This window comes from Noviherbaspirillum sp. ST9 (assembly GCF_048799745.1).
Classification (GTDB): domain Bacteria; phylum Pseudomonadota; class Gammaproteobacteria; order Burkholderiales; family Burkholderiaceae_D; genus Noviherbaspirillum.
On the sequence record NZ_JBLWFR010000011.1, the window covers coordinates 28,240 to 42,710 of the forward strand.

The 14,471-nt window shown below is 61.9% G+C and carries 13 protein-coding genes; 4 read left to right on the forward strand and 9 right to left on the reverse strand.

Annotated elements, in window-relative coordinates; translation table 11 throughout:
- Positions 1–159: 159 nt before the first annotated feature.
- Positions 160–1,509 (forward strand): tannase/feruloyl esterase family alpha/beta hydrolase, encoded by a 1,350-nt coding sequence (locus tag ACNOHI_RS22270; protein WP_420476909.1) that lies wholly within the window; start codon positions 160–162, stop codon positions 1,507–1,509.
- 15 nt (positions 1,510–1,524) lie between these two features.
- Here ACNOHI_RS22270 and ACNOHI_RS22275 read toward each other — a convergent pair whose 3' ends face one another.
- From ACNOHI_RS22275 to ACNOHI_RS22295, 5 genes are all read right to left on the reverse strand, one after another.
- Entirely contained in the window at positions 1,525–1,761 is a 237-nt protein-coding gene (locus tag ACNOHI_RS22275; protein ID WP_420476910.1) for a hypothetical protein, read from the reverse strand.
- Positions 1,762–1,897: 136 nt separating this feature from the next.
- The gene (locus tag ACNOHI_RS22280) at positions 1,898–4,465 is read right to left on the reverse strand and encodes a DNA translocase FtsK (RefSeq protein WP_420476911.1); all 2,568 of its coding nucleotides are present in this window, start codon (positions 4,463–4,465) and stop codon (positions 1,898–1,900) included.
- Positions 4,466–4,508: 43 nt separating this feature from the next.
- A complete protein-coding gene (locus tag ACNOHI_RS22285) occupies positions 4,509–5,216 on the reverse strand; it encodes a hypothetical protein (protein WP_420476912.1) in 708 nt (235 codons plus the stop codon).
- 156 nt (positions 5,217–5,372) lie between these two features.
- Positions 5,373–6,797: an MFS transporter gene (locus tag ACNOHI_RS22290; protein WP_420476913.1), complete on the reverse strand. Its 1,425-nt coding sequence runs from the start codon at positions 6,795–6,797 to the stop codon at positions 5,373–5,375.
- A 91-nt stretch (positions 6,798–6,888) separates the two neighbouring features.
- A complete protein-coding gene (locus tag ACNOHI_RS22295; RefSeq protein ID WP_420476914.1) occupies positions 6,889–7,488 on the reverse strand; it encodes a TetR/AcrR family transcriptional regulator in 600 nt (199 codons plus the stop codon).
- Between the two features lie 111 nt (positions 7,489–7,599).
- Between ACNOHI_RS22295 and ACNOHI_RS22300 the strand changes: the two genes are divergently transcribed.
- The 3 genes from ACNOHI_RS22300 (at position 7,600) to ACNOHI_RS22310 (ending at position 8,691) form a co-directional block, all read left to right on the forward strand.
- Positions 7,600–7,737 (forward strand): hypothetical protein, encoded by a 138-nt coding sequence (locus ACNOHI_RS22300; RefSeq protein ID WP_420476915.1) that lies wholly within the window; start codon positions 7,600–7,602, stop codon positions 7,735–7,737.
- Positions 7,738–7,754: 17 nt separating this feature from the next.
- Entirely contained in the window at positions 7,755–8,159 is a 405-nt protein-coding gene (locus tag ACNOHI_RS22305) for an anti-sigma regulatory factor (protein ID WP_420476916.1), read from the forward strand.
- Between the two features lie 97 nt (positions 8,160–8,256).
- Positions 8,257–8,691, forward strand: a complete 435-nt coding sequence (locus ACNOHI_RS22310) for a nuclear transport factor 2 family protein (RefSeq protein WP_420476917.1) — start codon at positions 8,257–8,259, stop codon at positions 8,689–8,691.
- Between the two features lie 13 nt (positions 8,692–8,704).
- Here the strand turns inward: ACNOHI_RS22310 and ACNOHI_RS22315 are convergent, their stop codons facing one another.
- The 4 genes from ACNOHI_RS22315 to nirB form a co-directional block, all read right to left on the reverse strand.
- Positions 8,705–10,447 (reverse strand): protein kinase domain-containing protein, encoded by a 1,743-nt coding sequence (locus ACNOHI_RS22315; protein WP_420476918.1) that lies wholly within the window; start codon positions 10,445–10,447, stop codon positions 8,705–8,707.
- Between the two features lie 55 nt (positions 10,448–10,502).
- On the reverse strand, positions 10,503–11,315 hold the full coding sequence (locus ACNOHI_RS22320; RefSeq protein WP_420476919.1) for a formate/nitrite transporter family protein: 813 nt from the start codon (positions 11,313–11,315) through the stop codon (positions 10,503–10,505).
- Positions 11,316–11,463: 148 nt separating this feature from the next.
- Positions 11,464–11,811, reverse strand: a complete 348-nt coding sequence (gene nirD, locus ACNOHI_RS22325) for a nitrite reductase small subunit NirD (RefSeq protein ID WP_420476920.1) — start codon at positions 11,809–11,811, stop codon at positions 11,464–11,466.
- Between the two features lie 10 nt (positions 11,812–11,821).
- The gene (gene nirB / locus ACNOHI_RS22330; protein WP_420476921.1) at positions 11,822–14,353 is read right to left on the reverse strand and encodes a nitrite reductase large subunit NirB; all 2,532 of its coding nucleotides are present in this window, start codon (positions 14,351–14,353) and stop codon (positions 11,822–11,824) included.
- Between the last annotated feature and the right edge of the window lie 118 nt (positions 14,354–14,471).

A 14,471-nucleotide genomic window follows, 5' to 3' on the forward strand; every position in this document is an offset into this window, starting at 1 on the left:
CAGTGTACGGTTAGGTGATTTTTGGCAACATTGATCTGAGTCAAATACCCATATGAGATTGAGGGATTTTCGGAGGTGAGGCGCAGCAAAGTGTTCACGAGAACTGTCGTTTTTGCATGTTGTCAGAGTGCATAGGACATTCATCCGGAGACACAAACAATGAAACTCCTCTGCCTCGGCGCCCTTGCAGCAACCGCCCTCATCGCCCTTCCCGCCTATTCCGCCGACTGTTCAACCCTGAATACGCTGCAGGTGCCCGGAGCGGAACGGCAGGAAACCACGTGCCTCGACGACCTGACGACGCCTTACCTCACCGCCGCCGGACGAACGGATGCAAGCGACTGGTTGCCCCTCCATTCGCAAGCCACGCGGAATCCACCCGGTGCCGTACCCGGCATCCAGATTGACGGCTATTTCCCGGACACGTCCGCCGCCAACACCTATCACGGCTGGAATCACGACGCGCAGTTCGTGATCCGCCTCCCTGACAACTGGAACGGCAAGCTGGTCATCACCGGCGCACCCGGTGTGCGCCGGCAATACGCAACGGATTACCTGATCAGCGACTGGGTGCTCGCGCGCGGCTACGCCTTTGCGGCAACGGACAAGGGGAATAGCGGAACCAGTTTCTACAAGGATGGCGCGACGCCGGGGGAAGCCATCGCTGAATGGCACCGGCGCGTCACTGAACTGACAATCGCGGCGAAACAGGTCGCAGCCCAGCGCTACGGCCGCTCTCCGACACATACCTACATGACGGGCATTTCCAACGGCGGCTACCTGACCCGGTACGCGCTTGAAAACCGTCCCGACCTCTACGACGGTGGCGTCGACTGGGAAGGACCGCACTGGCGCCCGCAAGGACCGAACCTGTTCACCTTCCTGCCGGCCGCGCTGAAGTATTACCCGGCCTATCGGGCCACGCTGAGCCGGGACGCCCACGACCGGATTATTGCCGCAGGCTTTGCGCCCGGATCCGAATTCCTCTGGGAGCACCACTACGCGGTGTACTGGGACCTGACGCAGCGCACGTATCGGGAAGAGATCGATCCCGGCTATGACGGGCCACTCGAAGCAGGCGTACCCTTCTGCCTGTCGGGCACCCTGTACTGCGACGCCGACTACGACTACGCCTTGCGGCCGCAGCAGGTCAAGGATGCCGTCGCCCGTGTATCGCTGACCGGACGCATCGGCAAACCGATGATCACGCTGCATGGAATGCTGGACTCGCTGCTTCCCATCCGCACCAACTCCGATCCGTACGCAGAGCTGGTGAAGGCGTCAGGACGCGGCCATCTGCATCGTTACTACGTGGTGGAAGACGGCAACCATGTCGACCAGCTGTACGACGTTTTCCCCGACCGCCTGCGGCCAATCGCCCCCTGCTACCGGGCAGCGTTTATCGCCCTGGAAAACTGGGTGGAAAACAAGGGGAATGCGAAGCCGCCCGCCAGCAAGACGATCGCCCGGCCAACAACCGGGGACCTGGCAAATGAATGCAGCCTGTAAGGCATCGCGCAGAAATCAGCGCAGCGACGCGGCGCGCTGCTCGGCCATCTCTTCCATGAATTCGAGGAAGCCCTGCTCGATGCATTCGATTTCCTGCTCGGCAGGCAGTTTTTTCTTCTCGCAGTTGGCGACGATGGAGTTGATGTCCTTCTGCACCTCCGCCACTTGCTTGGCCGGCTGGGGCTCTGCCGCAAAGGCGGTCGACGCGACGGCACACAACGACAGAACGAAGCAGTTGAGCACTGTTTTCATATGAGGATTCCTAGGTATTCCGTCAGCAGTCTACTGTTGGAGAAATGAAACGGCGCAGACCGGGCTGACTATTATGAATTTCCTTGCTGCGGGTCAAAAAAGCCTGACAAGGCCGCAGCCCGGAAACCACATCGATTCAACTGGAGGATGGGGGAACCAGGACATCGCGGCTGCCGTTGGTGGACATGGCGGATACGACGCCTGCCGTCTCCATCTGCTCCACGAGCCGCGCCGCGCGGTTGTACCCGATTCGGAGTTGCCGCTGCACAGCGGAGATCGATGCGCGACGGCTGCGGACGACAAACGCCACGGCTTCGTCGTAGAGCGGGTCGGACTCCGCGCCACCCGTGTCCCCGAAAAGATCGCCGGTGGCTTCTTCGCTCGGCGCCCCGGCGAGGATCGCCTCCTCGTACTCCGGCTCGCCGAACTGCTTGAGGAATTCGACGACGCGATGCACTTCCTCGTCGGACACGAAGGCGCCGTGCACGCGTTGCGGATAGCCGCTGCCGGGCGGCAGGAACAGCATGTCGCCATGCCCCAGCAGCGTCTCCGCACCCATCTGGTCGAGCACGGTGCGCGAATCGATCTTCGACGACACCTGGAACGCGACGCGCGTCGGAATATTGGCCTTGATCAGGCCGGTGATCACGTCCACGGACGGACGCTGCGTGGCCAGGATCAGGTGGATGCCCGCGGCGCGTGCCTTCTGGGCCAGGCGTGCGATCAGTTCCTCGATCTTCTTGCCGGCGACCATCATCAAGTCCGCCAACTCGTCAATGACCACGACGATCATTGGCAGCGTTGACAGCGGCTCGGGCGCATCGGGCGTCAGAGAGAAAGGATTCGTCACGAACTTTTCCTGTGCCCGGCCGTCGCGGATCTTCTGGTTGAATCCGGCGAGGTTGCGCACGCCGAGCGCCGACATGAGGCGGTAACGCTTTTCCATTTCAGCAACACACCAGGTCAGTGCATTGGCCGCGAGCTTCATGTCGGTCACGACCGGCGCCAGCAGGTGCGGAATGCCGTCGTACACCGACAGCTCCAGCATCTTCGGGTCAATCATGATCAGGCGCACATCTTCCGGTGTCGCCTTGTACAGCAAGGACAGGATCATTGCGTTGATTGCCACCGACTTGCCGGAACCGGTCGTGCCCGCGACCAGCATGTGTGGAGCACGCGCCAGGTCGGTGACCACGGGTGTACCGGTGATGTCCTTGCCCATCGCGAGCGTCAGGTGCGAACGCGAGTGGCGATAGGCATCGGAAGCAAGTATTTCGGACAGCTGGATCATTTGCCGCCGCGTGTTGGGCAGTTCGAGACCCATGCAGGTCTTGCCGGGAATGGTTTCGACCACGCGGATCGAGGTCAGGCCGAGCGCACGCGAGAGGTCTTTCATCAGGCCGACGATCTGCGCACCGCGGACGCCGACAGCGGGTTCGATTTCGAAGCGCGTAATCACCGGTCCGGCGGATGCGCCCAGCACGTTTGCCGGCACCTTGAATTCCTTGAGGCGCTGTTCGATCAGGCGGCCGGTCTCGGCGAGTTCGGTTGCCGAGATTTCGATCGTGTCGTCGGGATGCTTGTCCAGCAGATCGAGGCCGGGGAGGTCGACGTCGACTTCGGCAGGCGGCTGGAATGCGAAGGGTTCGCCGGCGGGCGGGCGCGGCGCGACAACCGCGGGTTGCGCCACAATGGATACGGGCGGCTGGATGACGACAGCGGGGGCATCCTGGATCGCTTCCTGCGGCGCGGTCATGTATTCGAGGACTTCGGGCACCTGCTCCTCGGCGACAATCGGCGCTTCGACTATCGCCATCGCAGGCTCCCGGCGTACCTCGGTTTCCATTGCTAACGGCACGACCGCTGGCAGGATTTCTTCAACAGGAATGTGGACCGGCACCGAAGACTGAGCTTCCACTTGCGGTATCGGCGCCCTCTCCACCCGCACTTCACGCAGGCGTTCCGGCGGTCGCGCAACCGGCCGGATGGGCGTGGGCGGCTTCACGACGATACGTACCGTTTCCCGCTGCGCCTGTCGCACCTTGGCCGATTCCACAGCCTTGGCACGCGCAAGCATGGCGGATGTAGGACGAATGCTTTCGAAGGGCGCCCATTCTTCGGTCGAGCGCGCGGCCGGCGCCCCCTTCTCGACGGGCGCAGATACCGATTCAGTCCGCTTGCCCACCGCGTCCCTGCCAAAGAACGTCGCCGGCAGTTTCCAGGAGGCGTTCCCCTGCGCGATCGGCGCAGTCGCCGGCCGCGGACTGACGCGAATCGGCGCGGCAGCTGCCGGCTTTTCGGACACGTATCGCGCGGGAACCCGGCTGCCCCGCTCCGGCGAGTCGCCACGGGCCCGGAAGAAGCGCAGCATGATGCCGGATGCACCGCCACCGAACACCCACGGCAAGGTCACGACCAGGGTCGCGAGGAGAAGCACGATGCCGAATGCCATGCCAAAGACATCCACGACCGCCGTGCCTATTGCCTGCCCGAACAGGACGCTGCTGCCCGCGCCATCGCTACTATTGCGCACGAAGGCTTCCAGCGCACTGCTCGCGCTGAAAACCGCGGCACTCCCCAGCCACAACCGGATGCTGCCCTGCCCCTGCAACTGCGTTCCCTTGAACAGAAACGCCTTCGACAGCCGCCAGAGCAATGGCAAGAGCCACAGCGCCGACCACCCGAACCATTCCGTAACCGCCATGTGAATTCTTTACTCTATGTCAATCGATACCGGCAGATCCGCGCTACTTCGCGGTTGCCGCAGTCCGTGCCAGGCGCTCTTCCCTGATTGCCGCGGGAGTGAGGTTGCGCCGGTTTCCTTCGGCTTCGTCGGCCAGGAAGGCAAGCATGTCCAACTTGTCCTGGCTGTATCCCTGCGACTGCATGCGTGCGAGCGCCTCATCGTACGCGGCCGCGGTCTTGATGCCGAACCGGGCATAGACGCGCAGTTCCTCGTTGCTGGCCATCATATGCCCTGCAAGAACAAGGTCTGCGTGGCTCGCAAAACCCAGTGATGCGGCAAAGGCCTCCGCGAGTTCCTCGGGGCCCAGGGGTGCCGGCAGAATGGAGTAGCGCATCTCGTCCTGGTCGAGCAAGTTGACGAGTGCGACGATGTTTTTTGCTTTTTCGACGACGATCTGGCACCGGACGGTTTTCATCGCCTGGAACAGCGCCGGGACACTGGCCTTGACCTCGGTATAGCGCGTCACCGCGCCTCGGCCGTGCCAGGCCCGGAATGCGGGCGAGTAAAGGACGGCAATGCGATCGTTATCAGCGAACGTGGTCTTGTCGGCTTCGGCGCCGATCGTGCAGAACGGCGCCCCATTGCCGACGAACAGGCGCACGGCACTCATGGCCTCGGGATTGGCCTTCAAGACATCGAGTGTCTGCTCGACCGTTGGAGCCGCTGCGGATACGCCTGGCGAAAGAATGAAAATTGCGGCCGCCAGCACGCAAGCTGCAGCCCGAAATCGGAACGTTGTCACTTTTGAATCTGCATCAGAAAGAAATTGAGCCCCCCGGCGGCGGGGCTCCCAAAGGCGACAGTATATTGAGGATTTCCGTGCAGCACCTCTATTTTGTGCAACACCTGATGCCTGGCTTGCCCCTTATGCCCTCCTTGCAGCCGGGCGGGTATTAACCGCAAGGCAAAGCAGCGCGGTCGTCAGCGCAAGCGCAACGTGCAAACCGAACAACGGCACGAAGTCGGACCGGCTCAAGCCGGCGTGTCCGACAAACACGACAGTGAATGCGACACCGAGAACGGTGCCGATCTGCCTCACCGCCTGGTTGACCGCGCTTCCGACGGCGTAATGCATCGGCGGGAGGTTGGCGACCGCCGCGCCGGACAGGCTGGGCAGCACCATGCCGACACCGGTTCCACTCAGCAGCAGCCCGGGCAGCCATTGCGTCAGGTAGGCGGGTTCGGTCCCTGGAATCGTGAGTTGCCAGAGGCCGGCCATGGCATAGATGACCGCGCCGGTGACCAGGAAGGGCCGGTGGCCGTAACGCGCCGCGAGACGTCCGGTCATGATGGCGACGGGTACGACCGTCAACGGACCGGGCGTCACGGCAATCCCGGCGACGGGCAGGCTGTAATGCCAGACCCCGGTCATGAAGGCGAAGTAGCCAAAGAACATCATGGCGAACGCGGTGCCGAACGCAAGCGTGGCAAGATTCACCGCGCTGTACGTGCGGTTGCGAAACAGGGCAAGATCCACCACCGGCGAAGGCGCCTTTCGCTGCCAGGCAATGAATGCCGCGAGGATGGCAAATCCGGACAATGCCGCTGCCGCCACTTGCATGGCACTCCAGTGCGGAGATTCCGACTGCGTGATGGCCAGCGCGATCGCGCCAACGCCAGCGATCAGCAGCAGTACGCCGGGCCAGTCCGCCCTTCTTCCCTTGCCTTCACCGTTGACTTCCGGAAGCCGACGCATGCCGGCGAACAGGGAAACGGCGCCCAGCGGCAGGTTGATGAAGAACGCCCACGGCCAGCCCAAAGCATCGACGATGAAGCTCCCGGCGCCGGGGCCGAATGCGGCGGCAACACCGCCGACCGCGCCCCAGATACTGACGACCACCGCGCGCTTTTCCTTTGGAAAGGCGTCGAGAACGAGCGACAGCGAGGACGGCGTCAGCAGCGCGGCGCCAATCGCCTGGACCACGCGGGCCGCCACCATGAATTCGACGCTCGTCGCCGCTCCGCAGGCCGCCGATGCCAGCAGGAACACCGCTACGCCCGTGAGGAAAACTCGTTTTCGTCCGTACGTATCGGCGAGGCCGCCGGCGGGGACAAGGAGTGCGGCGAAGACGACGGTGTAGGCATTCAGCACCCACGACAGTCCTGCCGCCGTCGCGCCCGGGAATCCCGCGCGCAGCGCATTGAATGCGGCGTACAGCACCGTGGTGTCCAGCGATACGAGGAAAACCGCGATGCTGGCAATCCAGAACGTCGGCCATGGCGAGCTGCGCGCCTCCTCGTCATGCAGGGCCGCCCCGGGGTTGAGGGCGACGGCAATTGGCTTTTCCATGCTCACTCCTTCTATCAAACCGCCGTCATATGATGACCGTCATATTTCCGGCGAAATAAAAACCGCCGGATCCCGGCGGCGTGTTGAAAACCTATTTTGTTTCGGGCTGCACGTCGTACATGCGGAGCAAGCTATTCCGGTTGGCGGCAAGCAAGGCTTTGCCCTGGGTGTTGTTGCCCAAGGTGCGGGCAAGCTGAAGTGCGCCGACCATCGTACTGGCTGCAACCAAGGCGGCGTCCTCCGGTAGTCCCGGCGGCAAGGCCGATCGAACGATATCCACCAATCCCCGCACGCGATCGCAGGACGCGGCCCGTAATTCATCCTGCTGTCGCGGCATTTCGGAGCCGAGGGCGGCCACCGGGCAACCGGATTCCGGGGACGACAGATGCGCTTCGGACAGATAGCGTTCGACGAGGGCGCGGAACGCACTACCGCCCTGTTCCCGCTGCGCCGCGATCCGTCGCGACAATTTCTCGGCGCTGGCTCGGCCCGCATGCTCCAGCGCCTTGGCCAGCATGGCGTCCCGCGATTTGAAATGGGCGTAAAACCCGCCATGCGTCAAACCTGCCTCGCGCATGACATCGGCGACGCCGACACGCGAGAATCCGTCCTGGCGCACGGCGCGCGCCGCTGCCTCGAGGATGCGTTCGTAGGAGTCCTGTTTCCGGCCGGACCGGGTTGGCGAAGTCATGGCACCTGCCCAATTTCATATGATGCTCATCATATTATTCCCCGCTTCTCGATCGGTCAAGGAGATTCGTACCCCGCGCATTTGGCTAAACTGTGGGGAATGGAGGCTCAAATGAAAGACCGTATTCCCCCTGCTCCCAAGGAAACGAAGGCCGACCGGCTCTCGCGATTCATCGTGGCCGTCGTGACCTGTCTCGGCGCCCTCGGCATGGCCGCACTGCTTTACTTTCCGTTGCACTACCTCAAGTAGCGTGTCGCGCCGTTCCCATGGATGAGGACGATGTCACACTGCTGCTCAAGTCCGAGGTCGACGTCCTGCGTGCCAGGAAGGAAGGCCAGCGACTGGCGCGTGAACTCGGCATGACCGCCATCGACTCAGTAAAAGTCGCTACTGCCGTATCGGAGATCGCCTCCAACGCCCTTTTCCACGCGCGTGAGGGGTCAGTGAACCTGCGCATGCTCTGCTCGGGAAACCGACGAGGTTTATCGGTTACCGTGGCCGACAGGGGGCCCGGCATCGCGGATCTGGAACAAGCAATGCGCGACGGCTTTTCAACACGGAACAGCCTCGGGATCGGCCTCGGCGCTGCGCGGCGAATGATGGACGACTTTGAGGTGAACACCGAGATCGGAAGGGGAACGACCGTAACGATGGCGAAATGGAAGGATTGAACGCCCCCGCCAAACCATACATTTGCGCCCGATCAATATGACAGCTTCCCGTTGGGAAACAATAACCTCTAGTTAATCAAGGTTATTTACTTCCACTATGTACGCCTACGAACTGTGCCGCAAATACCAGGAAGCCCTCAACCGCAAGGATCAGGAAGCCATCCTCGACCTCTTTACCAACGACGCATCGGTCAAAGCGCCCTTGCTGGGCGAACTGGATGTGATGACGTTTCATCAGCGTGTCTTCGAATCCTGCGGTTATGCGGTGACGAAACTCACGAATGTCTTTGATGGTCTTCACCACGCACGCTCGGTTGCTCTCCAGTTTGTGTACACCTGGACTTTCCCCGGCGGCCGTCAAGTGTCGGTGGAAGGAATGAGCGTATTCGAACTCGACGAGACGCGGAAGAAATTCGGCCGTCTGACCATCATCTACGACCCCACGGAATTCCGCCGGAATCTCAAGGGAGCGTCGGCGGAGATGCGCATGGCCATGGACCGCAGGCAGGAGCAGTTCCGGCTCGCCGCCTGAACAGGCGGAAGGCTTATCTTCCCGCCCCGTTTGTAAGCATCCCCAGCAGCACAACAACCAGTACCAGGAGCACCAGGGACACGACCTTCCAGAAATGGACAGGGTCACGCTCGATCAGCGGAAGGCGCGTCCGGTTCAGGAACGCCTTGTTCGGGTGATGCAGGTCATAGATGAACTCCGACAGGTCCTCATAACGTTTGGCCGGATCAGGATGCACCGCTTTCGCGATTGCATCGTCCACCCACTGTGGAATCTGCCGTGCCGTGGTTCGCACCGGATCATAGTGCAACTTGCGTTGCGCCGCCCGCGATGTCGCCCGCGCGATCTCGATCCCGTAAGGCAGTTTGCCCGTCAACATGCGGTAGGCAATCACCCCGAGCGAATACAGGTCGGAACGCACTGATCCCGCATCCCCCAGAAAATATTCCGGCGCGGTGAATTGCGGCGTGCCGAGCATGTGCTGGCGCTCTACCGCGGTGCGGATCTCCATCAGGCCCGCGACCTTGGTGGAGCCGAAGTCAATGATTTTCACCGTCCCCGTCGCATCGATCATGATGTTGTCCGGCCGCAGGTCCTGGTGCAGCATTTCGAGCCGATGGAAGGCTCGCAGCCCCTTCGCCAGCTGCTCCACGATGCCGCGCACAGTATCGAGATCCGGCTTCGGGTTGTCGATCATCCATTGCGTCAGCGTCCTGCCCTCGATGTACTCCATGACGACGTAGAGGTATCCCCGCTTGCGAACCTGCGCACACGGCTGGAGGACATGCGCATTACTGATCCGTCGCGCCACCCACTCCTCCATCAGGAATCGTTCCAGATAGGCCGGGTCGCCCTGCATGTCCACCGAGGGTGTCTTGATGACGACCACTTCCTCCGACGCGAAATCCACTGCGAGGTAAATGTGGCTGCGGCTGCTTCCATGCAGTTCGCGGATGATCTTGTATCCGTCAAACGCCGCGCGCGACTCCAGCAAAGGTGGAAACGGCAATCCAGCCATCTGCCGGTAGACCTCATTGGCGTCGGGCGCCGGCAATGCATCGACCCGCACCAGTTGGACGGTGAGATTGTCCTGGCTGCCCCGGCGCAACGCTTCTTCCACGATGAGACGGGCTGCACGGTCAAGATCAGCGGCATGTTCCCGGAGGACGGTGACGATGAATGCCGCATCGGCGAACTCATACACACCGTCTGTGGCGAGCACGAAACAATCGCCCTGCTCGACCTGCAGCGTCCGGTAGTCGATCTCCAGGTGGCTGTCGATACCCAGCGCACGGCCCAGGTAGCTCTGGCCTGGCGCCACCTGCACGCGGTGATCGGTGGTCAATTGCTCCAGGGTGTTGCCATGCACCTGATAAATGCGTGTATCGCCAACGTGGAAAAGGTGCGCCGTCGTCGATTTGACGACCAGCGCACTCAGGGTGCAGACATAACCGCGATCCTTGTCGTAGCGCCCCTGGCTTGCCTGGGTCTGCGAGTAGAGCCACGCATTGGCGGCAACGAGGACCCGTTCTCCGGAGGTCTTCACCGACCATGCGTCGGAGGTGCAGTAGTAATCCTCGAGGAAGCTGGTCACCGCGGTCTGGCTGGCGATATGGCTGACATCGCTGCTGCTGATGCCATCTGCAACGGCGACGGCCACGCCCTTGGAACCGAGCTGCGGTTCGCGCGGGACATAAGTGCCATGAAAATCCTGGTTCGCAGGCTTGCAGCCCTTGTCAGAATGCTGGCCGATGGTGAGGACGAGTTGATTGTTCATCGACAAAAAGCCCCGGGGCCGGATGGGCGCCGGGGCTTTACCATTATGCAACGGATCAGTTGAACGTACGCTTCGGCGCGGTTTTCACGTGCGTCGTGTACAGCGTCAGGCCGGTGAACATCAGGCCGCCGATCAGGTTGCCCAGCACGGTCGGAATTTCATTCCAGATCAGGTAGTCCATGAGCGAGAACTTCGCGCCGAGCAGCAGGCCGGACGGAAACAGGAACATGTTGACCACGGAATGCTCGAAGGTCATGTAGAAGAAAACCATGATCGGCATCCACATCGCGATCACCTTCCCGCTCACCGTGGTGGAAATCATGGCGCCGACGACACCCGTGGAGACCATCCAGTTGCACAGCATGCCGCGGATGAACAGGGTCAGCATCCCTGCCGCGCCGTATTCCTTGTAGCCGAGGGTGCGGGATTCGCCGATCACGCCGATGGCGTGTCCGACCTTGTTCGGCTCGACCGAGAAACCGTAGGTGAAGACGATGGCCATCAGGACGGCGACCGTGAACGCGCCGGCGAAATTGCCGAGGAAAACGATGCCCCAGTTCTTCAGGATGGCCTTGATCGTCACACCCGGTCGCTTGTCCAGATAGGCCAGCGGGGTCAGCACGAACACGCCGGTCAGGAGGTCGAATCCGAGCAGGTAGAGGATGCAGAAACCCACCGGGAACAGCATCGCGCCGACGAGCGGCTGTCCGGTCTGCACGGAGATGGTCACGGCAAACACGGCAGCCAGCGCCAGGATCGCACCCGCCATGTAGGCGCGGATGAGCGCATCCCTTGTCGCCATGTAGATTTTCGATTCGCCGGCGTCCACCATCTTGGTGACGAACTCCGAAGGTGCCAGATAGGCCATGATGTCTCCTGAAAATGTGCGATTAACCGAGTTAATCAATGAATGAAACCGTTGCACGGGCAACGCGCGTCCCTCGGGGACTGCGCCCGATACTTCTCTTGTATTGCGGGATCGGTGGCACGGCGTTCATCGCGCCACCTGCGTCAGGTCAGATGCCGACCCAGACCGTCCTTTTCTCGACGCGAACCGGATAAGCGTTGACCGAGTTCTCCGGGGCTTCGAGGCATTGACCGTTTTTCAGGTCGAAATGGTGCTTGTAGATCGGCGACGCGACGACAATACGCTCGCCAAGGTTGCCGACCAGGCCGCGCGACAGCACGCTCGCTTGTGCGTTGGGATCGTAATTGTCGATGGCGAAAAGCTGGTCCGCGCCGCCCTTGACGTGGAAGACCGCGACATGGCGATCCTGCACCAGCGCACAGACACCCGTGTTGGGAACGAGGTCATCGACGGAACACACCGCGCTCCAGGTAGTTGCTTTGTTTTCGTGGCTCATGGTTTCGACCTCAGGCTGCTTTAGCAATGATGGGAATGGTGGCGCCGCGTTCTTCCGGAGAGGCGGGACGGATCTGCCCGCGCTCCTCGACAAAGACGACGGTCTGGTCCTGCTCGTCGCTGTTGACGAATTGGCGGAAGCGTTTGCGCGTCTCGGGATTGGTAACGGCATTCTTCCATTCGCATTCGTAGGTATCGACCACGTGCTGCATGTCGGCTTCCAGTTCAGCCGCCAGCCCGAGCTTGTCCTTGATGACGACATCCTTCAGGTAGTCGAGACCGCCTTCAAGGTTGTCGCGCCACACGCTGGTCCGTTGCAAGCGGTCAGCGGTACGGATGTAGAACATCAGGAAGCGGTCGATGTAGCGCACCAGCTCCTCTTTCGACAGGTCGGAGGCCAGCAGCTCGGCGTGGCGCGGCTTCATACCGCCGTTGCCGCAGACATACAGGTTCCAGCCCTTCTCGGTAGCGATCACGCCCACATCCTTGCCCTGCGCCTCGGCGCACTCCCGGGTGCAGCCCGAGACGCCGAACTTGATCTTGTGCGGGGCGCGCAGGCCCTTGTAACGGTTTTCCAGCTCGATCGCCAGGCCGACGCTGTCGTCGACGCCGTAGCGGCACCAAGTCGAGCCGACGCAGGATTTCACGGTCCGCAGGGACTTGCCGTAGGCGTGGCCGGATTCGAATCCGGCAGCGATCAGCTCTTCCCAAATCGCGGGCAGTTGTTCGACGCGGGCACCGAACAGGTCGACGCGCTGGCCGCCGGTGATCTTGGTGTACAGGCCGTACTTCTTGGCAACCTGCGCCACCGCCATCAATCCGTCGGGCGTCACCTCGCCGCCCGGCATGCGCGGCACGACCGAGTACGTACCGTCCTTCTGGATATTGCCAAGGAAATAATCGTTCGAATCCTGGAGGCTGGCGTGGTCCTTGTTCAGCACGAAGTCATTCCAGCAGGAGGCGAAAATGCTCGCGGCAACCGGCTTGCAGATGTCGCAGCCCAGGCCCTTGCCATGCGCTTCGAGCAAGGCGTCGAAGGTCTTGATCTTGCCGACGCGGATCAGGTGGAACAGTTCCTGGCGCGAATACGCAAAGTGTTCACAGAGGTGATTGTTGACGGCGAGCCCCTGCTTCTTCATCTCGGCCTTCATCACCTGCGTCACCAGCGGCACGCAGCCGCCGCAAGCCGTACCGGCCTTGGTGCAGGACTTCAGCTCGACAACGTTTGTCGCACCGCCAGCTACCGCGTCGCACAACTGGCCTTTCGAGACGTTGTTGCAGGAGCAGATCTGCGCCGACGCAGGAAGCGCCTCGACGCCGAGGCCCGGTTTCGCCTTGCCGTCGCTTTGCGGCAGGATCAGGAATTCAGGCGCTTCCGGCAGCTCGATCTTGTTGAGCATCATTTGCAAAAGGCTCCCGTATTCGGCAGCGTCCCCCACCAGCACGGCGCCAAGAAGATGCTTGCCGTCTTCGGAGACGACTATCTTCTTGTAGACCTGCTTGCGTTCATCGGTGAACTGATAGGCGCGGCTGCCGGCCGTCGTGCCGAGCGCGTCGCCGATGCTGGCCACATCGACGCCCATCAGCTTGAGCTTGGTGCTCATGTCGGCGCCGGCGAACAGGACAGCCTCGCCCGCGATGTGCTTCGCGGCGGTGCGCGCCATGTCGTAACCCGGCGCGACCAGGCCGAAGACCTGTCCATTCCATGCGGCGCATTCGCCGATGGCATAGATGTCCGGATCGGAGCTGAGGCAGTTGCCGTCGATGGCGATGCCGCCGCGCGGACCAAGTGCGAGTGCGCTCTGGCGCGCCAGTTCGTCGCGCGGGCGGATGCCTGCGGAGAACACGATCATGTCCGTCTCGAGTTGGGTGCCATCGGCGAACACCAGGCGGTGGCGCGCCTGCTCGCCGTCGACGATCTCGACCGTGTTCTTCTGGGTATGCACGCTGACGCCCAGCTCCTCGATCTTCCTGCGCAGGACACGTCCGCCGCCGTCATCGACCTGCACGGCCATCAGGCGCGGCGCAAATTCGACAACGTGCGTCTCCAGCTTCATGTCCCGCAAGGCCTTGGCGCATTCGAGGCCGAGCAGGCCGCCGCCGATGACCACGCCGCTCCTGGAACGGCTGCCGCATTCCAGCATCGCTTCCAGGTCTTCGATGGTGCGATAAACGAAGCAGTCCTTGCGATCCTTCCCGGGCACGGCGGGAACGAAGGGATAGGAACCGGTTGCCATGACCAGCTTGTCATACTGAAGTACATCGCCGCCGGCGGTCGTGACCGTCTTGTTTGCACGGTCGATCGATGCGGCGCGGCTGTTCAGCTTCAGCAGCAGGTTGTTCCGGTCGAAGAAGCCCGGCGATACGAGCGAAAGGTCGTCCGCCGATTTGCCGGAGAAGAATTCCGAGAGATGGACGCGGTCGTATGCGGGACGCGGCTCCTCGCACAGGACCGTTACCTCGGCGTCCCGCAGTCCGGACCCGTCAAGGCTCTCGAGAAATTTGTGTCCTACCATGCCGTGGCCAATTACAAGGATCTTCATTTGTCTTCCTTCTTTGCTATGTTGATGACGCACCTGGTAGTGCGCCCAGTCCTTTAATCAAAAATCGGATTGCGCACTGCGCGCCTGGCGCGCGATTGCATACGCTGTACGGAACGGT

Coding starts and splice junctions, on each gene's coding strand:
- ACNOHI_RS22305 (WP_420476916.1), top strand. CDS start 7,755: ATGGATGAGGACGATGTCACACTGCTGCTCAAGTCCGAGGTCGACGTC.
- ACNOHI_RS22290 (WP_420476913.1), bottom strand. CDS start 6,797: ATGGAAAAGCCAATTGCCGTCGCCCTCAACCCCGGGGCGGCCCTGCAT.
- ACNOHI_RS22295 (WP_420476914.1), bottom strand. CDS start 7,488: ATGACTTCGCCAACCCGGTCCGGCCGGAAACAGGACTCCTACGAACGC.
- nirD (WP_420476920.1), bottom strand. CDS start 11,811: ATGAGCCACGAAAACAAAGCAACTACCTGGAGCGCGGTGTGTTCCGTC.
- ACNOHI_RS22300 (WP_420476915.1), top strand. CDS start 7,600: ATGAAAGACCGTATTCCCCCTGCTCCCAAGGAAACGAAGGCCGACCGG.
- ACNOHI_RS22315 (WP_420476918.1), bottom strand. CDS start 10,447: ATGAACAATCAACTCGTCCTCACCATCGGCCAGCATTCTGACAAGGGC.
- nirB (WP_420476921.1), bottom strand. CDS start 14,353: ATGAAGATCCTTGTAATTGGCCACGGCATGGTAGGACACAAATTTCTC.
- ACNOHI_RS22310 (WP_420476917.1), top strand. CDS start 8,257: ATGTACGCCTACGAACTGTGCCGCAAATACCAGGAAGCCCTCAACCGC.
- ACNOHI_RS22320 (WP_420476919.1), bottom strand. CDS start 11,315: ATGGCCTATCTGGCACCTTCGGAGTTCGTCACCAAGATGGTGGACGCC.
- ACNOHI_RS22270 (WP_420476909.1), top strand. CDS start 160: ATGAAACTCCTCTGCCTCGGCGCCCTTGCAGCAACCGCCCTCATCGCC.
- ACNOHI_RS22275 (WP_420476910.1), bottom strand. CDS start 1,761: ATGAAAACAGTGCTCAACTGCTTCGTTCTGTCGTTGTGTGCCGTCGCG.
- ACNOHI_RS22280 (WP_420476911.1), bottom strand. CDS start 4,465: ATGGCGGTTACGGAATGGTTCGGGTGGTCGGCGCTGTGGCTCTTGCCA.